The sequence below is a fragment of the Runella sp. SP2 genome (genome assembly GCF_003711225.1).
Classification (GTDB): Bacteria; Bacteroidota; Bacteroidia; order Cytophagales; family Spirosomataceae; genus Runella.
Genome location: NZ_CP031030.1, coordinates 1,047,029 through 1,073,973 on the forward strand (window position 1 = coordinate 1,047,029; position 26,945 = coordinate 1,073,973).

At 44.0% G+C, this 26,945-nt stretch carries 20 protein-coding genes; 11 read left to right on the forward strand and 9 right to left on the reverse strand.

Annotation, left to right across the window (positions count from 1 at the left end):
• The first annotated feature begins 17 nt into the window (after window positions 1-17).
• The 5 genes from DTQ70_RS04420 (at window position 18) to DTQ70_RS04440 (ending at window position 8,573) form a co-directional block, all read left to right on the forward strand.
• Window positions 18-701, forward strand: coding sequence for an HAD family hydrolase (locus DTQ70_RS04420; protein ID WP_122929694.1), 684 nt, complete (start codon window positions 18-20; stop codon window positions 699-701).
• 264 nt (window positions 702-965) lie between these two features.
• A complete protein-coding gene (locus DTQ70_RS04425) occupies window positions 966-1,586 on the forward strand; it encodes a TetR/AcrR family transcriptional regulator (RefSeq protein WP_122929695.1) in 621 nt (206 codons plus the stop codon).
• Between the two features lie 101 nt (window positions 1,587-1,687).
• Window positions 1,688-2,509 carry a DAPG hydrolase family protein gene (locus DTQ70_RS04430; protein ID WP_122929696.1) on the forward strand — a complete coding sequence of 274 codons (822 nt, stop codon included), beginning with the start codon at window positions 1,688-1,690 and terminating at the stop codon, window positions 2,507-2,509.
• Window position 2,510: 1 nt separating this feature from the next.
• Window positions 2,511-3,860 (forward strand): FAD-binding oxidoreductase, encoded by a 1,350-nt coding sequence (locus tag DTQ70_RS04435; protein WP_122929697.1) that lies wholly within the window; start codon window positions 2,511-2,513, stop codon window positions 3,858-3,860.
• Between the two features lie 51 nt (window positions 3,861-3,911).
• A complete protein-coding gene (locus DTQ70_RS04440) occupies window positions 3,912-8,573 on the forward strand; it encodes a tail fiber domain-containing protein (RefSeq protein WP_122929698.1) in 4,662 nt (1,553 codons plus the stop codon).
• Between the two features lie 82 nt (window positions 8,574-8,655).
• Here DTQ70_RS04440 and DTQ70_RS04445 read toward each other — a convergent pair whose 3' ends face one another.
• On the reverse strand, window positions 8,656-10,440 hold the full coding sequence (locus tag DTQ70_RS04445) for a MutS-related protein (protein WP_229600067.1): 1,785 nt from the start codon (window positions 10,438-10,440) through the stop codon (window positions 8,656-8,658).
• Window positions 10,441-10,475: 35 nt separating this feature from the next.
• A complete protein-coding gene (locus DTQ70_RS04450) occupies window positions 10,476-10,775 on the reverse strand; it encodes a muconolactone Delta-isomerase family protein (RefSeq protein WP_122929699.1) in 300 nt (99 codons plus the stop codon).
• A gap of 138 nt (window positions 10,776-10,913) precedes the next feature.
• Here DTQ70_RS04450 and DTQ70_RS04455 point away from each other — a divergent pair, with 138 nt between their 5' ends.
• The gene (locus DTQ70_RS04455; RefSeq protein ID WP_122929700.1) at window positions 10,914-11,441 is read left to right on the forward strand and encodes an acyl-CoA thioesterase; all 528 of its coding nucleotides are present in this window, start codon (window positions 10,914-10,916) and stop codon (window positions 11,439-11,441) included.
• Window positions 11,442-11,464: 23 nt separating this feature from the next.
• Here DTQ70_RS04455 and DTQ70_RS04460 read toward each other — a convergent pair whose 3' ends face one another.
• The gene (locus DTQ70_RS04460) at window positions 11,465-11,752 is read right to left on the reverse strand and encodes an ATP-dependent Clp protease adaptor ClpS (RefSeq protein ID WP_028527197.1); all 288 of its coding nucleotides are present in this window, start codon (window positions 11,750-11,752) and stop codon (window positions 11,465-11,467) included.
• Between the two features lie 104 nt (window positions 11,753-11,856).
• Between DTQ70_RS04460 and DTQ70_RS04465 the strand changes: the two genes are divergently transcribed.
• Window positions 11,857-13,326 carry a sodium:solute symporter gene (locus DTQ70_RS04465; RefSeq protein WP_122929701.1) on the forward strand — a complete coding sequence of 490 codons (1,470 nt, stop codon included), beginning with the start codon at window positions 11,857-11,859 and terminating at the stop codon, window positions 13,324-13,326.
• A 20-nt stretch (window positions 13,327-13,346) separates the two neighbouring features.
• Window positions 13,347-14,063, forward strand: a complete 717-nt coding sequence (locus tag DTQ70_RS04470) for a LytTR family DNA-binding domain-containing protein (RefSeq protein ID WP_122929702.1) — start codon at window positions 13,347-13,349, stop codon at window positions 14,061-14,063.
• Window positions 14,064-14,113: 50 nt separating this feature from the next.
• Here the strand turns inward: DTQ70_RS04470 and DTQ70_RS04475 are convergent, their stop codons facing one another.
• Together DTQ70_RS04475 and DTQ70_RS04480 are read right to left on the reverse strand one after the other, a co-directional pair.
• Entirely contained in the window at window positions 14,114-14,410 is a 297-nt protein-coding gene (locus tag DTQ70_RS04475) for an HU family DNA-binding protein (protein ID WP_028527200.1), read from the reverse strand.
• A gap of 352 nt (window positions 14,411-14,762) precedes the next feature.
• Window positions 14,763-16,973: a hypothetical protein gene (locus DTQ70_RS04480; protein ID WP_122929703.1), complete on the reverse strand. Its 2,211-nt coding sequence runs from the start codon at window positions 16,971-16,973 to the stop codon at window positions 14,763-14,765.
• Window positions 16,974-17,356: 383 nt separating this feature from the next.
• On the opposite strand from DTQ70_RS04480, the gene DTQ70_RS04485 reads away from it, so the two are divergent.
• The 3 genes from DTQ70_RS04485 (at window position 17,357) to DTQ70_RS04495 (ending at window position 20,002) form a co-directional block, all read left to right on the forward strand.
• Window positions 17,357-17,797: a hypothetical protein gene (locus DTQ70_RS04485; RefSeq protein WP_122929704.1), complete on the forward strand. Its 441-nt coding sequence runs from the start codon at window positions 17,357-17,359 to the stop codon at window positions 17,795-17,797.
• Window positions 17,798-18,129: 332 nt separating this feature from the next.
• Complete coding sequence (locus DTQ70_RS04490) at window positions 18,130-18,954, forward strand: SGNH/GDSL hydrolase family protein (RefSeq protein ID WP_122929705.1); 825 nt, start codon at window positions 18,130-18,132, stop codon at window positions 18,952-18,954.
• Between the two features lie 154 nt (window positions 18,955-19,108).
• Window positions 19,109-20,002 carry an NAD(P)-dependent oxidoreductase gene (locus tag DTQ70_RS04495; protein WP_206019629.1) on the forward strand — a complete coding sequence of 298 codons (894 nt, stop codon included), beginning with the start codon at window positions 19,109-19,111 and terminating at the stop codon, window positions 20,000-20,002.
• A gap of 357 nt (window positions 20,003-20,359) precedes the next feature.
• Here DTQ70_RS04495 and DTQ70_RS04500 read toward each other — a convergent pair whose 3' ends face one another.
• The 4 genes from DTQ70_RS04500 to DTQ70_RS04515 all read right to left on the reverse strand — a co-directional run bounded on the left by DTQ70_RS04500 (window position 20,360) and on the right by DTQ70_RS04515 (window position 26,942).
• Window positions 20,360-21,808: a serine hydrolase gene (locus DTQ70_RS04500; RefSeq protein ID WP_122929706.1), complete on the reverse strand. Its 1,449-nt coding sequence runs from the start codon at window positions 21,806-21,808 to the stop codon at window positions 20,360-20,362.
• Between the two features lie 261 nt (window positions 21,809-22,069).
• Window positions 22,070-23,251, reverse strand: a complete 1,182-nt coding sequence (locus tag DTQ70_RS04505) for an exo-alpha-sialidase (protein ID WP_122929707.1) — start codon at window positions 23,249-23,251, stop codon at window positions 22,070-22,072.
• A gap of 108 nt (window positions 23,252-23,359) precedes the next feature.
• Window positions 23,360-24,415 carry a polysaccharide deacetylase family protein gene (locus DTQ70_RS04510; RefSeq protein WP_122934263.1) on the reverse strand — a complete coding sequence of 352 codons (1,056 nt, stop codon included), beginning with the start codon at window positions 24,413-24,415 and terminating at the stop codon, window positions 23,360-23,362.
• 115 nt (window positions 24,416-24,530) lie between these two features.
• Window positions 24,531-26,942 (reverse strand): GH92 family glycosyl hydrolase, encoded by a 2,412-nt coding sequence (locus tag DTQ70_RS04515; protein ID WP_229600068.1) that lies wholly within the window; start codon window positions 26,940-26,942, stop codon window positions 24,531-24,533.
• Between the last annotated feature and the right edge of the window lie 3 nt (window positions 26,943-26,945).

Here is a 26,945-nt window from a genome sequence, read left to right on the forward strand (position 1 = left end):
TTGCAAAAAATACGTAAATGAACATAAAAGTTGTTGCGTTCGACGCGGATGATACATTGTGGGTAAATGAGCCTTTTTTTTATGAAACAGAAAGGAAACTCTGTGCCTTATTGGAGGATTATTTACCCCACCACACGATTTCTCAAGAGTTGTATCGAATGCAAATTCATAACCTGCCGTTGTACGGGTATGGAGTTAAGAGCTTTATCTTGAGCATGATAGAGATGGCGTTGTCGGTGTCGGAGAAAACCATCAGTTTGGATGTCATTGAGAGAATCATTGCACTTGGTAAAGAAATGCTCGAAAAACCGATTGAACTTCTGGACGACGTCGAACATGTTTTACATTCGCTTTCGGGGCGGTATCGGTTGGTGGTGGCCACCAAAGGGGACTTGTTAGACCAAGAACGAAAATTGAAAAAATCGGGCTTGGAGCATTATTTCCACCATATCGAAATCATGAGTGAAAAGCGCGAAGTCGATTACCGTAAACTTATCAAACACCTTGATATTGCTCCCGAAGAATTTGTCATGATTGGTAATTCGCTCAAATCCGATGTGTTGCCAGTATTGACCATGGGTGGGCACGGATTTCACGTGCCGTTTCATACGACTTGGGCTTTTGAACAAATCGATCATCGCGTCGAACATGCTAATTTCAAGGAGTTTACTTCATTGAAAGAAGTGCTGGCGCATTTGTAATGTTAAAAGCAATGTTGAAAAGGGATTGGTGGGCTTAGTACCAATTCTAAACTGGCGAATTGAATTTTAGGGAAACCTTTGGCATGTGAAAGGCGTGTTGTGAGCAACCCTTGACACTGGGAGGTCGGGTTATGAGCAACCCTCTGCACGAGAAAGCAGGTTGTGAGCAACCTGCTGCACGGAGTGAAAAAATATTTTTTGGAAAAAAAATTGGAAGTAAATATTTTTATAAACAATTTTGTCGAGAAAAAAAAGAAAAGGTAAATGCCAAAAATCGACCACGATACCAAAGAGCGTATTTTAGCTGCCGCCGAGAAAGTGTTTCACGCCAACGGATTCAAAGGGGCGCGAACCTCGCTCATTGCGGAAGAAGCGGGTATCAGTCGGACGATGATGCACTACTATTTCAATTCCAAAGAAGAACTGTTTCAGGAAGTGCTCAAGCGGTCAGTAGGGGTTGTCCTCGCACACGCCCAAGGGGTTTTGACCCAGCCTCGCGACCTGAAAGAAATGGTCAACGGTTTGATTGATTTGTTGTGCGATGTTTGTGCGTTAAAACCTGGTTTGCCGACTTTTGTGGTTAATATTTTTAATGAATCGCCCGAAATTGCGTATTTCATGGCGATGGGACAATCAGATGAACTTCCCAAGGTGCTGGATCGGTTGCTGGAGGAGGCAAAACAGCAAGGAACGGTACAGTCGGATATAACGGGCGAACACCTAATGCTCCATATATATGGCTTATGTTCAATGGCTTACTTGGCGCATAATTACATCAAAGCCAAAGAAAAACGGAGTGACGAAGCCATGGCTGCTTTTTTGGAGGAGCGTAGGGTACAAATCAAAAGCTTTGTGTGGCATGCCCTTGGTAATCAGGGTATTTAAGTGCGTTTTGAAGGATTTTAAATTGAAAAAGGCGTCTCGCCTTATTTTTTGCGATTTATATAAACAATTTTGTTGAACTAAAATGTATAAAACAATTTGATATGACAACCCACGCCACCTACATGGGGTACCGAACGGACGATTTCGAGCACCCCTTTGCTAAGTTTTTTAACGATGTGATTGCCTCAATTCCTGCCAATGTAGCTGCGGCATTGGAACATGCCTTGCCGTCGTCGGAGGCGTTGGCTTTTGAGGAGGTGACCAAATTGGCAAACAAAGGCTACGATTCGGTTGAAAATGGGTACTTTATGCTGCCTGATGGGGGACTACACGTAGCCGTGCTGACTCCCATGCTGCACGTAACGCCCCCCATGTGGGACTGGTGGTTTGGTTGGCACGGTTGCCAAGATAATCGCTATAAATTATGGCACCCTGCTGCCCACAAATCTGCTCGCTGGGAAGATGGTCGGGACGATGAAGCGTACATTGGCCGCACGTCCATCATTGAAGAGTACATCGGAACTTCTCTCGAAAAAGCGGCTATTCAGTTTGTAGAACCTACGTCGTTGGGGTTTTCGGAAGAACAGATTGCCAACAAAGATGAAGTAGTCTATATCTGCGCCCGTTTAGGGTATCCTCATTTGCCCGTTGATTTTGGGTGGTTGGTACATCAAGTCCGTAAAACTGCCGTTGGTGCCGAAATGCGCTCACGGTTCTGGATGGGCGGAAAACACATTCAGTTGAGGGGCGACAATAAGCTGGTTCAGCTTGTATCATCAGTTTTGCCAAAAATTGCTCATCTGCCTGAGCGTCAGGCGAAAGACTTGTTGCAGCATTGCTCCGAAGAAATGAATCATTTGGCCAAAATCTTACCCGATTTATACCACGAATTTCACGAATCCAACCCTTTAAAACCATTTTAACATGAAACCAATTGCTATTTCAGGAGATATTATCCAACAAGGAGACAGAGGCTTTGATAGGGCTATTATGGATACTCTCTTTAATCAATGGGAGCCAGGCCGCCGTCCCGATATGATGGTAACCCCTAAAACCATCGACGACATTATTGACACCATTCATTATGCTCGGAAAGAAGGAAAACACATCAGTATTTGTTCGGGAGGACACAGCTGGTCGGCCAACCACGTTCGGAACAACAGCGTGTTGATTAACATGCGAAAATTTGATACGTATGAGGTAAACCGTGAGGCGATGACGGCCAAAGTTGGGCCAGGGGTAGGAGGAAGTACGTTGCTTACTGCCTTGTTTGACCAAGACTTGTTTTTTCCTGCGGGGCACTGCAAAGGCGTATGCGTAGGCGGTTATCTGCTTCAAGGAGGCTTTGGATGGAACGGTCGAAAATTGGGTATGGCCTGTGAAAATGTCATTGGAATTGATGTGGTGACGGCCAATGGCGATTACATTCATGCCAACGAACACCACAATTCGGATATTTATTGGGCGGCGCGGGGCTCGGGCGGTGGATTTTTTGGCGTGGTGGTGGCGTTTCATTTACGGCTTTTTAAGAAGCCTGCTTATTGTGGTTCTATAACCCACGTTTTTGATATTCAGCACCTTGAAGAGGTATTTCGATGGGCGCACGAAGTAGGGCCAAGCGTGCCTGATGCCGTCGAATTTCAGTTACTCACGAGCCGCAAAGTCTTGAAATTTTTGGGGCCAGGCATTGAAGCCGTTGCGCCCATTTTTGCGGATACCAAAGACGAACTCGAAGAGGCCAAGGCATTTATGTTAAATAGTCCCATTAAGCAAAAAGCATTTTTCAAAACGCCTTATTTGAAAGCGAATATGTCGTCGATGTATCGTTTTGTGATGACACATTACCCCGACGACCACCACTGGGGAGTGGACAATATGTGGACCAAAGCCTCCATCAATGAGCTTATGCCTTATTTGAAAGGTATGGTTGAAACCTTGCCACCTGCACCTTCGCACATGCTTTGGCTTAACTGGTACCCGCCAAAGCGCCTCCAAGACATGGCGTATTCGTTGGAAGATAACATTTATATTGCCTTGTACGGTACTTGGAAAGACGCAAAAGACATCCCGAACTACGGCAGTTGGGCCAAAGGATGGATGGAGAAAGCCAATCACTTGTCAACGGGGATTCAGTTGGCCGATGAAGGGCTTCACCAGCGTATGGCTCCTTTTGTGGCGTCGGATAATCTAAAACGCCTCGACGAAGTACGCGCCCAACGCGACCCGAATGGATTATTTAACCCTTGGCATAGTCGCCCTACGCTTACTTTATAACAAATTCCACGCCTTTATTTTTGTTCCACCACCTCTTTACTACACATTGTTATGAACTCACAGGTTATTTTACGCCGTGTTTATGCGCTGGCGATTGCATTGGTTTTGTCTTTACTTATTGGAAGTAAAACTGTTTATAGTCAGTCGGTTACTTTTACGCCTAATGGGGTGTGGTTGCCAAGCATGACCTCCAACGAACGTATCACAATGCCCGTTACGATGGGGCAATTGGTTTTCGATACCAATACGAAGTCGATTTGGTACCACACAGGCGTGGGAGGAGATTGGAAAGAATTGATAACGGTCAAACCGTCGGCGGATAATTTGGGTAACCATACTGCTACCCAAAATATCAATGTGGGCGATTACTTTTTGTCGCCCGATGGCCTCGATCGAGGGTTGAAAGTAGGTCGCGAACAGCTGTTGTTGCAATTGTCCAAACCACGTTTTCAATTGGGAACAAACTTGGCGACAAATTCACAAATCAATTTTGCCAACTACAGCCGAAATTGGGCCATAAGCACCTCCCAAGACCGATTTGAAATCGTGGACTCTACTTTTCAAACGCGCCCGTTTATCATTGAAAAAAATGCGTTTCATAACATGTTGTACATTCAGGAGGATAAAGTTGGAATCGGAACCAGTTCGCCTCGTGAAAAGTTAGAAGTGGCTGGAAAAATAAAAATGAATGGTTTTCAGTTGCACAATGGCACCAATACATCAGGGTTTATTCTGCAATCGGATGCGGGAGGGAACGGAACCTGGGTAAACCCAGCGGCGGCAGGTTTTAACTATTGGACGGTTGCCAACGGGGCCATGTTTCCGAATCAAAATGTGAACGTGGGGATTGGAACGGAAGCGCCTAGCTCGAAGCTAGAGGTGAATGGAAAATTGAAAGCGACAGAAGTAGAAATTGCTTCAACGTTGAAAACGGCTTCCATAGAAACATCAGGTACGACGAAAACGACGAACTTCCAATTGACCAATGGTGCGATTAACGGATATATTTTGCAGTCGGATGCCAACGGAAATGCAAGCTGGAAAAGCCCTGCTAGTTTGCCAATTAGCTTTTCTGAGAGCGACCCCAAGGTAGGGTCATTAAGCAGGAATACTTTGCCAAAATGGAACGGTAATAAGCTCACCGACGGAACGATGGTGGACAATGGCAATATTGGAATTGGGGTAACGTCGCCGACGAATAAGTTGGAAGTAGCTGGTACAACGAAAACGACGAATTTACAGTTGACCAACGGCGCGACCAACGGTTACATTTTGCAATCAGATGCTAGCGGAAATGCACTTTGGAAAGACCCATCGAGTCTGCCAATTAGTTTTAACGAAACCGACCCAAAAGTGGGAACGTTGACCAACAATGTGTTACCCAAATGGAACGGCACGAAGTTGACCGACGGCACGATGGTTGACAATGGCAATATTGGAATTGGAGTAGCATCACCGACGAATAAATTGGAAGTAGCAGGCACGACCAAAACGACGAATTTACAATTGACCAACGGAGCGACGAACGGTTACATTTTGCAATCGGACGCCAACGGAAATGCACTTTGGAAAGACCCTTCGAGCTTACCAATTAGTTTTAACGAAACCGACCCCAAAGTAGGGGCTTTAAGTACGAATGCTTTACCCAAATGGAACGGTACGAAGTTGACCGACGGAACGATGGTTGACAATGGCAATATTGGAATTGGGGTAACGTCGCCGACGAATAAATTGGAAGTAGCAGGTACGACCAAAACGACGAACTTCCAATTGACTAACGGCGCGACGAACGGTTACATTTTGCAGTCGGACGCCAACGGAAATGCACTTTGGAAAGACCCTTCGAGCCTGCCGATTACTTTTTCCGAAACTGACCCAAAAGTAGGGGCGTTGACTGCCAATGCTTTACCCAAATGGAACGGCACGAAGTTGACCGACGGCACGATGGTTGACAATGGCAATATTGGAATTGGAGTAGCATCACCGACGAATAAATTGGAAGTCGCAGGTACGACCAAAACGACAAACTTCCAACTCACCAATGGCGCGACGAACGGTTACATTTTGCAGTCGGACGCCAACGGAAATGCGGTTTGGAAAAACCCAACGTCGTTAGGAATAACTTTTACGGAAACTGACCCGAAAGTAGGAAGCCAATCAATGGATTATGTGCCAACTTGGGATGGAACAAAATTGGTAAAAGGGGGGATTTTTGATAATCGTCAAGGAAAAATAGGAATTTTAAACGATGATCCTAGAGCACCCTTGTCGGTGGGAAAAAGCTACATCACCAACTTAGACGCTATCACTTATTTTAACACTTCCGAGAACAAACCAGTAGTCATTGCCAGTGTTGATAACGCAACTCCTGACAATAATAAAGGTATAATGATAGGAGAGCAGGGAAACGAAATTCAAGGCCGTTCAGGTAATAGTTTGGCCACAAATGGCGATTTGATTTTGAATGCATACGATGGAAATGTCGGTATTGGAACAACTACTCCCAACAGTAAATTGGACGTAGAGGGCAAAATAAAATCAACGGATTTTCAGTTGACCAACGGCGCGACGGATGGTTACATTTTGCAGTCGGACGCGAGCGGAAATGCGGTTTGGATAGACCCATCGAGTTTGCCGATTAGCTTCAACGAAGCCGACCCGAAAGTGGGAAATCAGTTGACTTATTTTGTTCCTACTTGGAATGGAACCCAATTGGTCAAAGGAGGAATTTATAGCGACGTTTACGGAAATGTAGGTATTTTAAATTCAGACCCTAAAGCTCCTTTTTCGGTTGGCGAGAGCTATACAACCAATTTAAATGCAATAACTTACATCAATACCGCAGGAAATAAGCCCGTGGTGATTGCCAACATTGACAAAGCCATTCCCGCAAATAACAAAGGGTTGTTGCTTGGAGAGCGTGGAAACGAAATTCAGGGGCGTGCTGGAAATTCTTTGATTACAAATAGCGATTTGATTTTAAACCCGTATTCAGGGAATGTTGGGGTTGGTACATCTTCACCTACTGCAAAGTTGGATGTGAATGGAAACGCAAAAGCAAAAAGTATTCAATTGAGTGATGGTGCTCAAAACGGCTACATTCTCCAATCGGATGCGAGCGGAAATGCAAGTTGGGTGTCGCCAAATTTTACAGAATCCGACCCTAAAATTGGAAGTTTGACTAGCAATTTCTTGCCCAAATGGAACGGTTCTACCTTAGCCAATACCCAAATTTTTGATAATGGTACCAATGTGGGCATCGGAACAAATACCCCTTCGACAAAATTGGATATAAACGGGAAAGCGAAAGCTAGCCAGTTGCAACTGACTACGGGAGCAACCAACAATTATGTCCTAAAATCGGACGCCAGCGGAAATGCGTCGTGGGCAGATCCTAGCCATTTGACCACCATCTTGCAAGATGCTGACGGCAATACCAAAATTGAAGTTGAAAAAGCTGCCAATGAAGATGTTATCCACTTTTCAACGAACGGTAAAGAACGTTTTGCAATAAAAGGAGCTCAAATGGCGGTTTATAGCACGGGAGGTTCTACATTTTTGGGTTACGCTGCGGGCGAAAATGATGATTTGACCAATAACCTCAATACCTATGTGGGCTATTTTTCGGGGAATAAAACCACTACTGGCATCGGAAATGTAGCACTAGGTAGTCTTGCGCTAGAAAATAATGTGTCAGGAATTTACAATATAGCCATTGGTTCTCAATCGTTAAACCAAACAACAACAAGCTCGAACAATACTGCTGTGGGGGTCTTTGCAGGACAAAATGCGACGGGGTCGGGTAATATTTTTATCGGTTACGGAGCGGGAAAGAACGAAACGGGTAATAACAAGCTTTACATTGATAATTCGAATACATCTACTCCTTTGGTTTACGGTGATTTTTCTTCTAATGAACTATCAGTCAATGGTAAATTGGGAATAGGAACAACCACTCCAACCCAGGCCAAATTGGTTGTGAATGGAAATGCCAGCAATACACTGTCGTACGCTTATCTCAACGGAAGTAATCAGACAGGAACAGTTACCAATTACACTGCCAATTACTCCATCTATGCCTCTGACCGTGTGGCTGCTGTTGAATTTAATGCCTTTTCCGACGCGCGTATCAAAGACATCAAAGGCAAGTCAAACAATGTTCAGGACCTTGAAACCCTTTCAAAAATCGAAATTACGGATTACCAGTTCAAAGACAAAATCGAAAAAGGGAACGGCCATCACAAAAAAGTGATTGCTCAACAGGTAGAAACAGTTTACCCACAGGCGGTTAGTAAAACTACCGATGTCATTCCTGACATTTATCGGTTAGCCAACATCCAAAACAACTTTGTCGAATTGTCTAATCATCAGCTTACGGTTGGAGAAAAAGTAAAACTCATTTTTGGAGAAAAGCAGGAGGTCTTCGAGGTGGAGGCAGTGAATGAAAAAGGGTTTAAAATAAAAAATAACGGTACATCGCTCTTGGCCGTAACTTCGGTGTTTGTGTATGGCCGAGAGGTATCGGATTTTCGTTCGGTGGACTACGAAGCGCTGAGTACGCTAAACATTTCGGCAACGCAGGCATTGCTGAAACGTATTGAACAACTCGAATCCGAAAACACAATTTATAAGAATGAATTTAAGTCGTTTCGAGCGGAATTGGAGCAATTAAAAGCGGCCGTGACGGGAGTGAACGAGACAAAAGGAAAATAGTGCGTCGGGTTGCTCACACATGTACGTCGGGTACTCACAGATGTGCGTCGGGGTGCTCACACCCCGACGTCCCCAGCGGCACTCAGGGAATTTCAATCCCAATTTGTCGCATCAATGCCGTCGCGTTAAATTCACGGCAAACCCCTTCTTTCAACTGATAGTCGAAGTGTAGTTTACCTTCGGTGAAGGTAGAATAAAAACTGTAATTATGGGCAAACTGACCCTCGTTGGCCATGTCGCCCAGCTCAATGTCGTGGGTGGAAATAAACCCAGAAGCTTTTTGTAAATGAAGCTGGCGAATGAGCGCCTCAGCACCTTTGTGACGGTCAACGGAGTTGGTACCTTTTAATATTTCGTCCAAAAAGTAAAAAACAGGAATGGAGGAGCTTTCCGAAAGTTTGAGTAAGGTTTGTAAACGCTTCAACTCCGCATAAAACGAAGAGGTATTTTCTTCTAGCGAGTCCTGTGTTCGCATACTGGTAAAAACCTGAAGAATAGCGCTTGAAAACTGTTCGGCACAGACTACTGAGCCCGACAAAGCCAAAATGGTATTGACGCCAATGGTACGTAAAAAGGTGCTTTTTCCCGACATGTTTGAGCCCGTAATGATGGCAGTTTGACCCAAACCCTGTAATTCAAAATCATTACAAACGCGTTTGTCGGCCGCAATCAGCGGATGGCCGACGTGCTTGGTTTTGATGTAAAACGATTCGGTAGAAAGTTCCGCAAACGGATAGGCGGGATTAGAATAAGCAAATCCTGCCAAGCTACTAAGGGTTTCAAACTGACCCAAGATGTGAAACCACCGTCCAAGGTCGTCTTGGTGACGCTTTTTCCACGCTTCGAGTTGGGTCATCCACTGCAAATCCCACAATGAAGGAAGTCCAATGGCCAGCATAAAGTACGGATTCAACCGAAAATTGAGGTTTTCGGTCATTTTGGCAAGCTGTTCAATACTTTTAGACGCGGGGATGCCCGTGGTAAGTTGACTTTTGAGCTGTCGTAGTTTAGCGGACTCAAACGACTGATTTTCAATTTTTTCAAACAAAGCCGCGTAAGCTTTCAAGGTACCGACAATTTGCTCCGATTGCTCCGCGTATGCTTTCACCGAAAGGTTTAACTTACTCAAGATAAACCCGTGAAAAAGCAATACTGCAACGATAACAAGCCAAGGAATAAGACCCAAAGAAGCGGCAACAATCCCCGAAATTGTCAGAATGGGCAGCCACCTAAAACGCTTCCAGCGAAGTATGGATTCGTTTTCACCAGCTTTGAGCCAAAGTGATAAAAACTCGGTGGGCTGAGCAATTTGTTTTTCGAGGGCGGCGGTAGCTTCAAACTCTTGCCGCCAGTCGAGTAGGGGAACAAGCTCGGCAATGGCCAACTGACGAACCGTAATTTCGATGGGGTCGGCGGGAGCAAGTAACCAATGCGCTAGGGTTTTCATCCCCACTTTGGTATGCGCCCGATTGATGAGTTTAAAAAGCGAGTGTTTGCCAAAAACATCCAAATCGTAAGCATACGGATGGTTGGGTGGAGCAAACTCTTCCCCCGTTTCTTTTCTCAAAAAAGAAAGCGACAACCTTGCCGTCTCTTCTTTGTTGAGCTGAGTCAAAATCCGATAAAGGTTGAGAAGTCGGGAGGTTTTTTGGTGTTTGCGCAGCACAATCGCAAATAAAACCAACCCTAAAAATCCGATGGCAAAGGCAAGTGAAAAGTTACTTTTTGAAAACCACCAAACAGCGGCGGCTGCTAAAATAAAAATAGCAAGTCGAGCGGTAGAAAGTTGGTTATAACGGCGCTGGATTACTTCGGTTTGTGCTTGAAAAACGGCTTGTCGTTGGGTGTAGATTTCGGAAGGATTCACGGCTGAATTTTTTCCCAAAGGTACATATCTTTCGACTAATTGAGCGAAAACATCGGGAGTTTTACGGCCGTTGCGGTGTTATTAAACATCAATTCCGAAATAGTGGGCTCCATAAAATCAATCAAGGGAAACTGCGAAATAATTTCCAAAACGTGAAATTCGGTATCAGCTTTGATAACGCACCAAAGCTTGGTACGGTCGGACGAAAGGGCATACGACGTAATTTTTCCCGTCTCCATCAAATGGTTGATTTTTTGACGTTGACGCGGGATTTTCGCTAAGAACTCCTCCGTCATTTCGTCAGGGAGGGTAAATTCTACCATGAATTGACTCATAATCCTAGAATGTTAGATTACTGAAATAACAGCCAATATACTGAAATGGTTCGGAAAGTTGTGGTTTGAGAGTTTAGAATTACTTTTGTTGCTTGTATTATATTCGACAATCAACATTCTAAATTCGACATTCCAATTATGCCTCTTCCCAAAAAAGCCAGTGAGTCACACACCATCATGACCGAAATGGTATTGCCCAACGATACCAATACCCTCAACAACCTCATGGGAGGGCGGTTGCTGCATTGGATGGACATTTGTGCCGCAATCACTGCCCAGAAACACGCACATCGGACAGTTGTGACGGCATCGGTCGATAACGTATCTTTTGCCGAGCCGATAAAATTAGGAAACATTGTAACGTTTGAGGCGCAAGTAACTCGTGCTTTTACGTCGTCGATGGAAGTACACATTAAAGTGAGTGCCCAAAACCTTTCAGCGGGAGAGGCGGCTGTGCATACCAACTCGGCTTTTTACACTTTTGTAGCGGTTGACCAAAGCGGGCGACCCATCGAAGTTGCGCCCGTGATTGCTGAAACAGAAGAAGAAAAAAGCTTTTTTCAGAGCGCATTGCGCCGTCGGCAATTACGGTTGGTTTTGGCAGGGCGAATGAAACCCGCCGATGCCACCGAATTGAAAGCACTGTTTGGAGAAAGCGGCGAATAAGAAGTAAAGAAAAGGCAGAAGTACTAAAGTATTTCTGCCGAAATACCACGGCGACAAATCTCTTGGCGTTTGGGCACCAGTTCTTCCCAAGAACCATTTTTTACGCGGCATTTGCCTTTGTAATGAATGATGATGGTACACTGTTCTGCTTGTTCGGGGGTATGTTCGCAAACATCCATGAGGGTTTCGATCACCCAATCAAATGTATTCACCTCGTCGTTGAAAACCACTAGACTGTACAGGTCGGTTTCCACTACTTTTTGCTCTACTTCTTCGACTACATCGACTTCGGGCATTTCAAACAGTTGCATGTGCAAAGATTTGTATAGTTAATGAACTGATATAACAAATTTACGAAAAATCGTATAGGTTTGCAAAAGGTATAAACACATTCTAACCTTATTTGTTCCATTCTATGAGTCCATATGTAGCTCTCACCATTCTCATTGTGTATTTTGCGGTACTGATTGCCGTGTCTATTTATACCTCTAAAGGGGCAGACACCAATACTTTTTTTACGGCCAATAAGCAGTCTCCCTGGTACTTAGTAGCATTTGCCATGATAGGCACGTCTTTGTCGGGCGTTACTTTTATCTCCGTCCCTGGTGCGGTTGGAAAAATTCAATTTTCCTACTTTCAGGTTGTATTGGGCTATATTTTGGGATACTTGTTTATAGGTAGTGTGCTCATGCCGCTTTATTATCGCCTAAACTTGGTTTCTATTTATACCTACCTCGAACAGCGTTTTGGTTTTTGGGCCTACAAAACAGGGTCGGCTTTTTTCCTGCTTTCGCGCACACTCGGCTCGGCAGTTCGGCTGTACGTAGCGGCTCAAGTTCTTCAATTGGCCATGTACAACGGCCTTGGGATTCCCTTTGAAGTGTCGGTTTTGATTACGATTGCACTTATTTGGGTCTATACTTTTAAGGGTGGCGTAAAAACTATTATTATCACCGATACGCTCCAAACGACTTTTCTGGTTACGGCGGTTGCGCTTACCATTTATTTAATTTCTAAAGAGTTAAACTTTTCGTTTGGAGGGATGGTTTCAGCCGTGGCCGATAGCGAATATTCGCGTATTTTCTTCTTCGACGATCCAAAAGATAACAAATATTTCTGGAAACAATTTTTGTCGGGGGCGTTTATCGCCATTACCATGACGGGTATGGATCAAGATTTGATGCAGAAGAATTTGACCTGTAAAAACATCGGCGAAGCCCAGAAAAACATGTTTTGGTTTACCATTACATTGACCTTCGTCAACTTGATGTTTATGAGCCTTGGGGTGTTGTTGTATTTTTATGCCCAGGCCAAAAACATTACGTTACCAGAACGTACGGATGAAATTTACTCGATGTTGGCCCTGAATCATTTTGGACTCAACGAAGGAACCGCGGGGGTGGTCGTAGCAATTACGTTTTTGATTGGGATTACGGCTGCTACCTATGCAAGCTCGGATTCGGCACTTACGGCCCTGACAACGTCTTTTTGCATTGATTTTATGAACGTAACTAACAAACCCGAAAAAGAACGTGCGCGCATCAAGCACTGGGTTCACATTGGGTTTTCGTTGTTGTTTTATGTGGTGATTGTACTTTTCAACCAACTCAATAGCAAAGAAGTAATTACGGCTATTTTTGACATTGCTGGCTATACCTATGGGCCGTTGCTGGGCTTATTTGCGTTTGGGCTATATACCAAACGTTCGGTAAAAGACCGCCTGACGCCCATTGTGTGCGTTTTGGGCCCGATAATTACTTACGTGCTCAATCAAAATTCGGAAGCATGGTTTGATGGGTACAAAATTGGTTTTGAACGGCTTATGCTGAATGGCGCAATTGTATTTTTAGGTATGCTATTGATTTCAAAACCAAAAGAATCGTAATTTTAAAGAAAAATTCGTTCATGAAAATCAAAACACTGGTTGTTGATGATGATGTAAACTGGCAAAAAATCATTGGGAAATTTGTACAAATGCACCCCAATTTGGAGCTTGTGGGCGTGTGCGGATCTGCAATGGAAGGTTACGGTAAAATGAGCGATGTTGAAGTCGATTTACTGATTTGCGACATCGAAATGCCCGAAATGTCAGGTTTAAGCTTTGTAAAAAGCATCCGACATCGCCCATTTGTTATATTTGTTACAGCACATCGTGACTATGCCTTGGATTGTTATGAGGTATCGCCAGTGGATTTTTTGCTTAAACCGCTTGAATTAGACCGTTTCTTGATGGCGATTGAGAAGGTAAAAGAACGTTTTGTCAATGTGGAAGAAACTAGCCACGTTGAGCCTTACTTTTTTGTTAGAGAAAACTCTAATTACATACAAATCGCCTACAAAGATGTGCTCTACATGAAAGCCCAGGAAAATTACCTGCAAATTGTGACAAAGCAGGCATCATATTCCCCGATTGTGTCTATTTCAAAAATGGAGGAGCAACTTCGTGGCGAGGTGTTTATGCGGGTGCATCGATCCTATTTGGTACATCGTTCGGCGATTCAGGCTATTACAAAAAATGAAATTGTTTTAACCTCTGGCGATTCAATACCGATTGGGGAGCAATACCGCAACCAAATTACGCGCAAACACATTGAGGGAAACCTGATCAGTCGTATCCTATAGCTGCGGCACAAAGTAGAAGGGTGTTGGCGATTGCCAACGCCCTTCATTTGTTATAGGCTAGGCTCAAGGAGGCTTTTTTTAACTTCTTCAATAAAAATTTTTGAAGGTTTAAAAGTAGGGTATTCGTGTGCTTCTACCTCAACAAGGGTATTGCGTTTCACATTGCGCGCCGTCCGTTTTGCACGGTGTTTGTTTTGAAAATTGCCAAAACCGCGCACATAAATGATTTGGTGTTGGCTCAGTGAGTCTTTGATGACGTCAAACATCGCATCAAGCGTTGTTTCTACTTCGGTTTTGGTACGGTCGGTTTGTCGATAGATACGCGTTACCAATTCTGCTTTAGTCATTGTAATGGGTTTTTAGGTACAAAAATCATTTCGCATAAGAGTTTCAATAACCGTTGATGTGAGATAACTAAGTACCTTAGCCGAAGGTCGGCGGCACTATCAGTACAACAAAATTATATTCCAAAAATAGTATTTTAAAGTCCGATTCCAATTTTTTTATGAAACGGGTGCATTTGTACATAAAACCCACTATTTCGTACATGAAAATTGGAGCGGGCAAATTGGGTTGAAGATAGTGGGACACGAAAAGCGGAACGTAGCTTAATATACGTATATTTATGCCATTTAGGTATATAAAAAAACGCAGGCCACTTCATAGCGTAGCCTGCGTTGGAGTAAGATTTAAAAATTGTTATTTCTTGACGGTATTGGTGGTAGCGCCACTAATAACATCTAAATACCTGCCAGCCCAGTAAGGAAGCAGCCAAATATCTCCCGCACTCATTTCTGAACTACCACGCCCGTTTCGGTCTAAAATAAACCGACTGTTGTTGTGGCGAATAATGCCCAGCTCGTCGGGAGGAAGTACTTCTTTGGTGGTTTGTTCGATAAAGTTGGGAGGCAATAGTTCAATGTCTTTGCGGTGGCTATTTTTTACCGTCCAGTCAATCATATCGAGGGGATATTCCTGTAAATACCAGACCGATTCTTCCAAATCAAAATCTTGAATGCCTGTGATAGCCGTCAGAATATTCCAAAGACCATCTTTTTCGGGGCGCTCAAATTGCCAGTGGTCCACGATGGCTTTCTTGTAGTTGGCCTTCAATGTATCATTAAACGCGTAGCGATACAGCCCCCAGTAGCCCATGTAGTACATTTCGTCGTCGGAGTGGTTCCAGTCGCCCGAAAGCATCTTGCTCCAATCGCTGGCGTTGCCAGGAGCTTGTCCGATGATTTTCATGGGACGCATCAGGTTTTCGTAGTACCCGTGTTTTTTCATCAACTCAAATGCCTTGGCCTTGTATTTTTCTTTTTTGGTAAAATGATAGGCGGTTTGGAGCATGGCTACGATGTTGGACGAATTGAGCTTGCGGTCGCCCACGTTGATGGGGAAATTATTGACATAATCGGGGTTCCATTTTCCCCAAAGGGTCGGTTTTCCATCCCAGTCCACTAAATACATGTCATTTTTGATGATGTGGCTCATTAGTGTGTCAATCAACGCAATAGAGCGTGATTTGAGGTCTTTGTCGTCAATCAACTCAGCCATGGCACCAAACGCAAAAATGTGTCCAATCACTTCGTCGCTGCTTGTCGTGGACTTCCAATCCCATTCGGGGTCGTCGGTACGGCGCCAAGGTTTGTCATCGTATTTGTAACCCGTACGTTCATACGACCGCGACGGAAAACCTGGGATTTTATTGATGTCGTACAACCGTTCCATTGCATCGAGCGATTCGCGGCAGTTTTGGAGGGCTTGTGGGTCTTTGGTAGCGGCGTAGCGGAAGATTTGCCCACCCAAATACATGGAAGTCCAAAGCCCGTCGTTGTCAGAATCTTGCAATGTACCCGTGGCCAAATTGCCGTTTTTCATGCGTCCAAGCGTGCCATTAAAGCCATCCCGAATGTGGCGAGTGCGCACTTGTTTTTCGTAGAAAGTGGCTTTTTCTTGGAGCGTCATTTTGGTAAACATAATTTTTCCAAGCCCTTTGTCGGTCAATACCAACACCGAGCCATCTTCACCTTGGGCGATATGCGTCACTTGGTTGGACGGAAGCCAACGTTCGGAAGCATAATAGCTGTATTTCCCATCAGGTTTTTGGTAAAAAGCCCCCTCGCTTGAACCAAACCAAAGCTGATTCCCGATGGCAGTGATGCAAGTGATGTCGGTTGAGGGAAGTTTTTGCTGGAGTGGCGTGGTGACTTTACCCGTTTTATCCAGTTCCAAATACCCATTTTTAGTGCCTACAACGAGTTTGGAAACGGTGACCTCCAAGGCCGTGAGGTTATCGGCAGCATAGACTTTTTTCACTTCTTTGGCCCCTTCCGCCGCCGAATACACCGCTTTGTCGGTCAATACATAAAACTGTCCGTTGGAATATTTGATGTCCAAAACGCGTCCTTCGAGCCCCGTTTCTTTCCAACCCGTTCCTTGTTTGGGTAAGTATTCTAACTGTGAACTATTGGCAATGAAGAAATTAAAATCGCTGCCGCCTGCGAAGAGGTGGGCGTCGGGGAGTGAATGTTTGAGAAACAACTTACCCGCCCAAGCATCGCTCAAAACCGATTTGTTGTCAATCAAAACAAACTGCTGCTGGTAGAGCGATAGGTTGGCTATTTTTTTATCGGCAATGGGGCGGTAAGAAACATCTTTTTCTAACGTGCCAGGATAGAGCAACTGCCCCGCATGAGGTTGGAACAAACCCGTTTTTGTACTGATTTTGATGGTTCCATTGCGGTCAGTGAAAACACGAAGCGGCTCAACGCTGTCTTTGAAATAATACTTGATGGCGTAGTCCTGCGTAAAAGGTGTGTCGCGGTGGACGGGCTGTTTGGGTTTTTGGGCGACTAGGTTCAAAGTACATAGTACCGAGAATAAAAAAATGGATAAGAATACTCTCATTATTTAGGTGATTGGTGTAATAGTAACTTTTTTAGAATACGCAGATTTAAGCACCAAGGGCTATTTAGGAGATTCAATTTTGAAATCTAAGCTACTCGCGATACGCTAAATGTGTGTATTTTTGTACAATGAAACAGAAAAGGATGTTAACCACATTTTAAAAAACAGCCTCGGAGAGGCGAAACCTTTGTAGCAGAAAAAGGCCAACAAACCATCTCCCCAAAAACCTATCGAGGCAACCTATTTTACGGAGCAGTTGTCGCCCTGATGAAGCTTGAAGGAGGCCTTTATGGATTTTGTCTCCTAAAATTTCGACTCCCTGAGGCCCTTTTGTTTTTAATGCGTATAATTTGTATTTTAGTGAAAAATAAATCAGACCATTTATGAGTAAATCAATCGAATTTTTGAAGTATCTATATGATTCAGGCGCTGATACTGAGTCTATAGATGTTACAAAAAAACTGAAGACATTAGGATTTGAAAAAGAAGCAAAAGCCTATGATTTTTTAAGTACCTTGGAAAAGCAAAAATATATACAATGGTCTGACGGACGACCTACATATACAAATGTTAGCGATTCAATCATAATGTCTATGCCAATGCCAAATGCTGAGTTGCAATTTATTGCTAAACTTACTCTTGGAGGTCTTGCATATGTTGAAGAAAGAAAATTCAAAGTACGTAATACTAGAGCTGTTTATATATCGATTACTGTTGCTGTTATTTTTGGTTTATCGACAGCTTATCTCGGTTATTCTAATAGAGATAAAGATAACCAAATTGAGGCTTTAAAGGCAGAGTTAGCAAAAATAAAACCGAAATAGTAAGCAATAAAAAATATTTCGATGCACATTTGAAATTACAAAAGGAATTACTGAGTCAACAAAGTGTGGAATCATCTACAGAACCAAAGGATGAAAAATAGTACTAACTGCGAAATAAATCGTCACATCCGTTGTCCGTAGTCTTTCTAGGGGAGGCTGTGAGCGCATTATAGCAAATATTTTGTAAAAGGGTAAATACCAATTAGGTAGCTAAAAAGTGAGGATGTTGGTAAAAAAGTACCAATGTGGGTAAAAGACAACCAATAATCAAATATGTGTAATTTTCGTTAAAATAAAAGCCCAAAGTGCTTTTATAGCTAAACGCACTACACATGAAAAAATGGTTCATTGCTCCCGTATTGATTTTTCTCTTTTGCTGCTTCTCCCCCGAAAAAATGACGTGGGTGGCGTTGGGAGATTCAATCACTTACCTCAACGAACACCACAATGAAACGGGCAACCGAATCACCAAAGGCTACATGACGATGGTGACGGAGAAATTGCCTCACATTCAGTATATTAACCAAGGACATAATGGCTGGACGGCCGCGCGTATTGCGGAAAAAATTGAAAGCCTTAACTTGGTCAAGGCTGACGTTTATTCTATCTTCTTGGGTACCAATGATTGGTGGGGTGGGCGACCTGTGGGCACCATGGCCGACTACGAAAACAACACGGGTTTTGGCACACTCTATGGTTCATTTCGGATTATTATCAACAAATTTCGGAGCCTCAATCCCGACGCAAAAATCATTCTGATAACGCCGCTTCAACGCGTGGACTTTGTGTATATCGCCAACTTCAAGAATAATGCTTACGGGTCGTACAAAGACAAAAAAGGGCAATACTTGGAGCAATTTGCGGACGCCATCAAGGCCATTGGGGAGCGGGAGAAGCTACCCGTCGTGGACTTGTACCACGATAAAAAATTAGGACATTCTAAATTGGTGAAGTTTAAGCGACTCAAAGACCCACAAACGGGACAATACAGAAACTATTCGTATCCCGATTTTGTGAATATTCCGTTCAACCCCGAAACAGATGAGTACCCTTACCCCGTCGAATCCATCGCCATGACTTACGACGGCCTACATCCCTCTGATGCTGGTTATGAGGTGATTACGAAAAAAGTGGTGAAGATTTTGAAGAAATTGTAGATTTTTATAACCACTAAGGCACTAAGTGTCACTAAGAAGAGTAATATCTTAGTGTTTCTTAGTGTCTTAGTGGTTAAATATAAAGCAGCTAACTTTACAAGCCTAGGGGTTGTTATCAATACTGTTATTCATATTACACAAATCAATCACAACAATGCGAATATTATTTACGGGAGGTTCAGGAAAAGCTGGGAAACACGTCATTCCGTACCTGCTCGAACAAGGACATAAAGTGTTGAACCTAGATTTAACGCCGTTACATCATCCAGGAGTAGCTAACCTAACCGCCGATATTACCGATTCGGGGCAAATGTTTAATGCAATGACTTCCTACACGGGTTTTGATGAACTGGAATTGGGTACAGGTGTGCCAAAATTTGATGCAGTTGTGCATTTTGCAGCAGTTCCACGCATTTTGCTAAAGCCTGATAATGAAACGTTTCGGGTCAATACCGTAGGAACTTATAATGTGATTGAAGCGGCCGTAAAATTGGGTATTAAGAAGATTATCATTGCATCGTCGGAGACTACGTATGGTATATGTTTTTCGGATGGGATGACTGACCCTCATTCGTTGCCATTGGAAGAGGATTACGACGTTGACCCAATGGATAGCTACGGGTTGTCGAAAGTAGTAAATGAAAAAACCGCGCGAAGTTTTCAGCGTCGCTCAGGCTTCGATATTTACGCACTTCGTATCGGAAATGTGATTGAGCCGCACGAATACGCAGAACTATTCCCCCATTATTTCAACCACCCCGAAGTACGCCGCCGAAATGCTTTTTGTTACATAGATGCCCGTGATTTGGGGCAAATTGTGGATTTGTGTCTAAAAAAAGATGGCCTTGGTTATCAAGTGTTTAATGCGGGAAATGACCATAATGGCGCTGTTATTCCGAGCAAAGAACTGGCTGAGCGGTTTTTCCCAAATGTATCCATTACACGAGAACTGGAAGAACACGAAGCGCTGTTTTCTAATCGGAAAATTTGTGAGGTGTTGGGATTCAAAGAAGAACACAACTGGCGGAAATATGTAAAATGGGAATAATGTAAGGCCAAAAGCAGATATGATAATCGACTGCACTCCCATCACCAATAATAACTGCAATGGTTATGATTCAGGCTAAAAGAAGCACGTCGATACTTTTCATTAAAATGGACTGACTTTAGAGTAAAGGCTGTTTTGTAAATGACGAGCAGGAAAGGTAAAAATGTTTGCTTCGGGAATAAAATAATCTATCTCCCAAGTTATTCGCCCTCTTCCACATGGTGACTGCAAACGCAAAATAAACATCTTGTTTGTAACATGGTAATTACCAGTTAGATAAGGTAAAGGTGAGGATGTTGGTGAAAAAATATAGTACAGGCGACACCCCGCAAAATCGGCAAAGTGAGGCAAACAATTTTATTTGTTGTTTGCTGGTTGTTTGATTATTTTTTGAATACCGACAATTAATCGCCCTATGTTGGTTCTGTTGTTTACTACGATAAAACATCCACTATTCAATTCAGGGAATGCTGTTAAGTTAGCGGTAGAGCCTTGAGTACTGCCATTGTGCTGTAACTCTCGATATATACCGTTAGTTCGTATTCCCCAACCCAACCCAATTCCATTTTTTGTGGGTTCATGCGTTAGTTTAATAATAGGGTGTTTTTCTGAAAGTTGTGCTTCTAAATAATGTAGCATGTCATTCGTAGATGAGTGAATATCTCCCGCAGGCCCCAGACATCCTCCTTCCTGAAAAGCGACCTGTTTTCCATTTTCACTGTAAACCAATGCCATTTTTTCTTTATCTGATGGGCTAAGTTTATAGCCGCTGGATTGCATTTTCAGTGGAACAAAAATGTATTTATTGAGCAAAGTACCTAAAGGCTGATTATAGACCTTTTCCATAATATACCCTAATAAAGCTATTCCCCAATTGGAGTATTCAAATTTGTAGCCAGGAAGTGTATCTAATTTTATTTCATGCAATGCCTTAAAGAATAGGATTGTGTCATAATTTTGTTCTGGAGTGAGGGGATTAAAGTTGGCTTGTTCGCCAATGTTCTGGGGTAATGTGGGCAAACGGGACGTGTGATTGGCTAAGTGTTGTAGCGTAATAGGTTGTCCTTGGTAGCTTAAATTAGGAAAACTGTCAGGTAAAAAGCGTGTAATATCATCAGTAAGCGTTACTTTTTTATCAATTATTGCTTGAGCCAATATGGTTGTGATAAATGTCTTTGTTATGGAGCCTATTTCATAAACCGTGTGTGAATTAGGTAATTGACCCTTGCCCTTCTGTGTTTCTCCGTAGTTATATATGATTTTTTTTCCATCTTTTATAAGACCTATAGACAGTCCAGTGGCATTGGGATCACGGAAGTATTCTCGCACAAGACTGTCAATGGCTATATCCATTTTGCTTCTAAGTGGATTGTCATTTTTTACAGGTGGACATACTGCAAGAAGTTGGGGGGCTACATTTGAGATTCCAAAACTGCTGAATTTTTTAGTAGGTGTCACTTGCAGAAAAAGATTTAGATCTCTGGCTTCAAGCTCCAAATGATACGAAATGCCACCTCTGAGTTCTGTTTGTGATTTTATACCAACGATATTTCCACTGTTGCGATTACCTCTCAGGTAATTAACCAATCGGCTCTCGGAAATCTTTTTTGTAAAAGAGGTATCGGCTAGCATGTAAATTCCTTTGAAATCATTTCGATTGAAACGGGCGACAATTGAATCTTTTACTACATCAGAGATAGTTTGGTTGACTTGAGCTAAAGCAGAAAGAAGTGGTGTAATACAAATAATCAGTATTACAATTGTTGGCTTTTGGGTGAGGGAAATTTTAAGAAACTTTTTAAGCATGGCAGAAATAAAATTAGTTTTTTTATTGTGCCCTATTATAATGCCAGCCTTTTAAGTTGTTGATTTCCAGTAGTAATGGCTATGTTGTTAGGCCTTTAAATGTCCGAAATTGGACAAGCTCTTTTTAATTGTGGACAAACCCTAAACTGAGGAATTATGGGGTGTTTGTAGGATGAAAGACCATTTGAAAGTGCCAATCATATAAAGTAAAAGAAGGATTTTGGTAAAAACACCAAAATGCCAAAAAACAAAATGAATTTATCATTGATTCTTTACTAATTTAGGATTCACCACCACGTATTTGATGGACTTATTTTTGTTGTCGGCGTGGGCAGAATAAGTGATGTGCAAAAGCCCGTCGGGTGTTTGGATGAGGCAAGGGTACGAATAACCGCCTTTGTCGCGGGGATGGTCTTCTAAGCGGGTTTTCCATTTCCACGTCTTGCCCTCGTCGTCAGAAAGATACAGGCTGACACGGTAGCGACCGTCTTCAATGTCGTTGCCAAGAAAGGCCAACCGCCCATCTTGCAAATTCAACAATTCGACACTCGCGGTGTTTGGAATGTCACTCTTGACCGAAGCCGTCCACGATTCCCCTTGGTCGGACGATTCGCTCACGTGAACGCGCGTGGGCGCATCGCCACTGTCGCGGAGGTAGGCGATGAGGTTGCCGTTTTTACGTACGGCCAACGCAGGCTGAATTGGCCCACGACCCACCAAAGGAAGGCTAGGACGCCAAGTCGCACCAAAATCGTCCGAAATAGCCATCATCGAAAAATTATATCCGTCGGAATAAAGAGGCAAAACAATCCGACCGTTGTCAAACTGAAGCGGCTTGATGCGCGTCATCCATCCGATGCTTCTTTTGGTGGCATCTTTGGCGGCTTCGATGACCATGTTGTCGTATTTGGGGGCATAACCCGCCCATCCTGCGGTGTATTCGGGTAGTTTTTTGAATTTGTCGGCTACTTCTTTGGCAAAACGGTCGTCGGGTTTAAGCAAAATATTGTCTTGCCAATTCCAAACGGGCGCACCGTTGCCGTTATAATCCGTTGATGTTTTAAACCGAAGAATCGACTGTTCCCATTGATTGGCTTGTACGGCAATCCATACCAAAAACAAAGTGCCTTTTTGGTTTAAAAACAACACAGGATTGCAGTCGGGGAGGAGTGGGGTATCGGCCATTTCAAACGGCTCGCTCCATTTCGTTTGTCCTTTTTTGAGTCGAGAACCCATGATTTTCACATCGTCGGCCGTACGTTCACCGCTGCCATAAAACCATACCGAAAGAAAATCACCGTTGGGCAAAGCGACAAGGCTACTTCCGTGGACGTGTTTTTCTTGGGGTTGAAAAATCAGCGTCGATTGGACGATGGGAGATTGGGCAAAAGTGGTTTTACAACAAATAAAGGCAAAGAGGAGGAAATAAAAATGAGATTTCATTAGTGCTTTTTTGTGTTAAAAAACTTGTTTTTTTGTCATGCTGAAAGCATCTAAAACGGTGGCTAATTCGTGCGGATTTTAGACTCTTACAGGGTGACAAATAAGGGCTTACTTCACTTTCTTACGACGTTCCATTACTTCACGCCAAGTGGTGAGAATAATACCCTTGGATTGGATGTAAGCTTTCAACTCGGGGCTCATCATCGAGAACATATCGGCATACCGCGACCCTCCCGAAGCACTGATGTGCTTGAAAGCATCGGTGATGTCGCTGCTGTGGACGATAAACATGGCCAAGCCTGGCTGCATGGCATTGAGGGTTTCGATGAATTGTTGAGCTTTATATTTGCCCCATTCTTCGGGAGATGGGTTCGGAGTTGATGGTTTCCAGTCGCCGCTGATGGTGTGCAAATCGTCCAAAACAGGTAAGCCCAATTGCCAAATTTTTTGTCCCACCGCCGTTGATGATTTGGTCAATTCAGGGTCGGGAAGTTTCATCCCTTCTTGCCATTTTCCTTCGGCTTTGAGTTTTTTGACCACAGGCAAATTGAGGCATTCTTTTAACAGTTTATTATTGCCTCCAGGAAACATGACAGGAATCTGGTACTCGGCTCCTACTTTGATGTAACGTTCCAAAAAAGGTTGGTGTGCAAAAAGTGTCCCCATGTGGGAGTCGAGGTGCGTAGGTTTGAGCCCCATGCGCAGTGCACGCTCCACTTGCGCGCGAATTTCTTTTTCAACGTCGTCGGCCGTGCCATTTTTCACCACTTGGGCTACTTCGTGCCATAAATTGCCTTCGTTATCGACCAAACTAGGCACGTTCTGAAAGCCCGCCAACGGCGTCCAGCGGTAGTCGCGCCACTCAGAGGTGAGGGTAAGGTGAACCCCTGCGTCCAAATTGGGGTTGCTTTTTTTGATGTAATTCACAAAACTCGCCGACCATGCACACGGAAACATGATGCTGCATGAAGTGGCAACGCCTTGCTCCACCGATTTGATGGTACCCTGATTGGATGAATACGACATGCCTGGGTCGTCAACGTGAAAAATGACTACCTTAGCGCCTTTGGGCCAGCCGAGTTTTTCGGCGTAGGTCTCTTGGGATTGGGCTGTGAGAGCAAGTAGAGATGTGGCTAAAAGAAGGGTTAATTTGTAGATTTTCATTGTATTGATTTTTGGTTTTACCACATAGTTATCATAGGTAAGCTTCACATAGACGACATTAGTAAACTATGTTTTCTAAGTGAAAAATTCTATGTTTTCTATGTGGTAAAAGAAACTAAAGACTCTGAGAGTAAGGCACAGATGTTTTACCCGTTGCCCATGTTTTATTAGGTTGGTCACCCATTTCAAACACCAATTCTCCACCCGCCATTATTTCGCTGTGGTCAATCCAGCTACGGTCAAAAGGCTTGCCGTTGAGGGTTGCCGATTGGATGTAGCGGTTTTTATCAGAATTGTTGTGGGTAATGATTTTGAACGTTTTCCCTTCTTTTACCCCAAAACTTACTTCGTCAAACAACGGACTGGCGATGACGTATTGCGAACTTCCAGGCGTTACCGAGTACAGCCCCATGCTGCTCATTAGATACCAGGATGAAAGCGAACCCATGTCTTCGTTTCCACACAAACCTGCTGGCCCCGTGCGGTAGAAACGCTTGAGCACTTCGCGCACCCAGTACTGAGTTTTCCAAGGTTGAGCCGCGTAATTGTACAAGTAAGCTACGTGGTGCGAAGGCTGGTTTCCGTGAACATATTGGCCAATCGTACCCACGACGCCGACGTATTTGGGCGGGGTAATGGACGCATCCATGTTGAAAAACGTATCCAAACGCTCAGCAAAAGCCTGATTTCCACCCAGTAGCTTTATCAGTCCAGAGGCGTCGTGCTGCACCGACCACAAATATTGCCATGCGTTTGACTCAGTATAATGGCGGTTGGGACGGCGACCTACCAAAAGCGGGTCGAAATAGCGGTAATAATGATGCTCACCTACGGAGTCAATGGCTTGTTGGTTGTTGCCTAATGCTTCCAACCAAGCGCCATTGGCACGGCGTGGACGCATAAATTGGGTGGAGGCGTCATAGACATTGCGGTAATTTTGGGCGCGTCGGTAAAACATGGCGGCATCGTCTTTTTTGCCCAATGCCTCGGCCAAACGTGCAATGCACCAGTCATCGTAGGCCAATTCCATGGTGTTGGGCACCGATTCGGTCGTTCTGTCGCAAGGCGCATAGCCAAGACTGATATAGTCGGTCAAACCAGCTCGGCCTGCGCTGGCAGGAATATTGGCGGGCGGTGACTCCAAGGCTTTGCGGCGCATGGCGGCATAGAGTGCCTCTATGTCCCAGTCGCGATAACCTTTAAAATAGGCGTCCACCACGACAGGAATCAGGTGGTCGCCTACCATGCTTGGGCGGTAGGTATTGCGGAAATGTTGGGCAGGAAGCCAGCCAAATTCTTGGGTTTTGGCACCAATAGATTTGACAAAATCATTGACATGCTGAGGTGCAACAAGGGCCAACAACGGATGCTGCGAACGATAGGTATCCCAACAAGAAAACGATGTGAAAAAGCTGTAATTCTGCGCTTTATGGATTTTATGATCCATGCCCATGTATTGCCCATCGACGTCTTGACCTGTATATTGAGACAACAAACTGCGGTAGAGAGCGGTGTAAAAAATCTCCTTTTGAGCCTCGTCATTGGTTTTGACAGCGACTCTTTTCAGTTCTTCGTTCCACGATTCGCGGGCATCATTTTTAACTTTGTCAAAATCCCAATGCGGAACTTCGGCTTGTAGGTTTTTGCGAGCACCCTCCACACTCACGTGCGAAATCGCTACTTTGACCGTCACTTGGTCGCCTTTTTTGGTAGAATAACCCACAAAATAGCCAATATTGAGCCCTTTTTCTTCGGTTTTGTAAGGCCAATACCCTTCGGCTGATTCAGGTGTGATGTAGTCGTTGTCCCACGTACCATAGTACTCAAAAGGGCGGCTAAATTTTGCCACAAAATACACCATCGTACCGTTAGCGTCTTTGTAACCTTCGAGGGTAGAATCGTTGACCATTTTTACAAACGAATCGCCACTCGTAGCATTTCCCCCGATTTCGTGGCCAATGTCCATCAAAATGGTCGCTTTTCGTGCTTTGGGGAACGTATAACGATGCACTCCTACGCGGGTGGTAGCGGTAAGTTCGGCCTTTACTTTGGGGTCTTTGAGGAAAACCGAATAATAACCTGGTTTGGCGACTTCGTCTTTTTTGTCATAACGGGAGCGATAGCCCGCGTCGGGGTTTTCTTTGGTCCCCGCTGAGGTTTGTACTTTGTCTCCCACAATCGGCATCAACAAAATATCACCTCCCGTGGTCATGCCTACACCGCTGAAATGGGTATGGCTAAAGCCCATGATGGAGCTATCGGCGTAGGTATAACCCGCGGCGTACGTCCATCCTTTTACGTCGTGGTCGGGACTGAGCTGTACCATGCCGTAGGGGAGCGTTGCGCCAGGGAAGGTATGCCCAAAAAAATCGGTTCCGTTGAACGGATCCACGTAATCGACGGGGTCTTTGGAAGACGAACCACATCCCCACCAAAGAAGGGAAGTAGCTAATAATAAAAAAGAGGCAAGATGCCTGTGAATAGTCGTCACTCGGCAAAGCCGAGCGACTGCGTGACGAAATTTCATTTT

Coding starts and splice junctions, on each gene's coding strand:
- DTQ70_RS04420 (WP_122929694.1), top strand. CDS start 18: ATGAACATAAAAGTTGTTGCGTTCGACGCGGATGATACATTGTGGGTA.
- DTQ70_RS04425 (WP_122929695.1), top strand. CDS start 966: ATGCCAAAAATCGACCACGATACCAAAGAGCGTATTTTAGCTGCCGCC.
- DTQ70_RS04430 (WP_122929696.1), top strand. CDS start 1,688: ATGACAACCCACGCCACCTACATGGGGTACCGAACGGACGATTTCGAG.
- DTQ70_RS04435 (WP_122929697.1), top strand. CDS start 2,511: ATGAAACCAATTGCTATTTCAGGAGATATTATCCAACAAGGAGACAGA.
- DTQ70_RS04440 (WP_122929698.1), top strand. CDS start 3,912: ATGAACTCACAGGTTATTTTACGCCGTGTTTATGCGCTGGCGATTGCA.
- DTQ70_RS04450 (WP_122929699.1), bottom strand. CDS start 10,775: ATGAGTCAATTCATGGTAGAATTTACCCTCCCTGACGAAATGACGGAG.
- DTQ70_RS04455 (WP_122929700.1), top strand. CDS start 10,914: ATGCCTCTTCCCAAAAAAGCCAGTGAGTCACACACCATCATGACCGAA.
- DTQ70_RS04460 (WP_028527197.1), bottom strand. CDS start 11,752: ATGCAACTGTTTGAAATGCCCGAAGTCGATGTAGTCGAAGAAGTAGAG.
- DTQ70_RS04465 (WP_122929701.1), top strand. CDS start 11,857: ATGAGTCCATATGTAGCTCTCACCATTCTCATTGTGTATTTTGCGGTA.
- DTQ70_RS04470 (WP_122929702.1), top strand. CDS start 13,347: ATGAAAATCAAAACACTGGTTGTTGATGATGATGTAAACTGGCAAAAA.
- DTQ70_RS04475 (WP_028527200.1), bottom strand. CDS start 14,410: ATGACTAAAGCAGAATTGGTAACGCGTATCTATCGACAAACCGACCGT.
- DTQ70_RS04480 (WP_122929703.1), bottom strand. CDS start 16,973: ATGAGAGTATTCTTATCCATTTTTTTATTCTCGGTACTATGTACTTTG.
- DTQ70_RS04485 (WP_122929704.1), top strand. CDS start 17,357: ATGAGTAAATCAATCGAATTTTTGAAGTATCTATATGATTCAGGCGCT.
- DTQ70_RS04490 (WP_122929705.1), top strand. CDS start 18,130: ATGAAAAAATGGTTCATTGCTCCCGTATTGATTTTTCTCTTTTGCTGC.
- DTQ70_RS04495 (WP_206019629.1), top strand. CDS start 19,109: ATGCGAATATTATTTACGGGAGGTTCAGGAAAAGCTGGGAAACACGTC.
- DTQ70_RS04500 (WP_122929706.1), bottom strand. CDS start 21,808: ATGCTTAAAAAGTTTCTTAAAATTTCCCTCACCCAAAAGCCAACAATT.
- DTQ70_RS04505 (WP_122929707.1), bottom strand. CDS start 23,251: ATGAAATCTCATTTTTATTTCCTCCTCTTTGCCTTTATTTGTTGTAAA.
- DTQ70_RS04510 (WP_122934263.1), bottom strand. CDS start 24,415: ATGAAAATCTACAAATTAACCCTTCTTTTAGCCACATCTCTACTTGCT.
- DTQ70_RS04515 (WP_229600068.1), bottom strand. CDS start 26,942: ATGAAATTTCGTCACGCAGTCGCTCGGCTTTGCCGAGTGACGACTATT.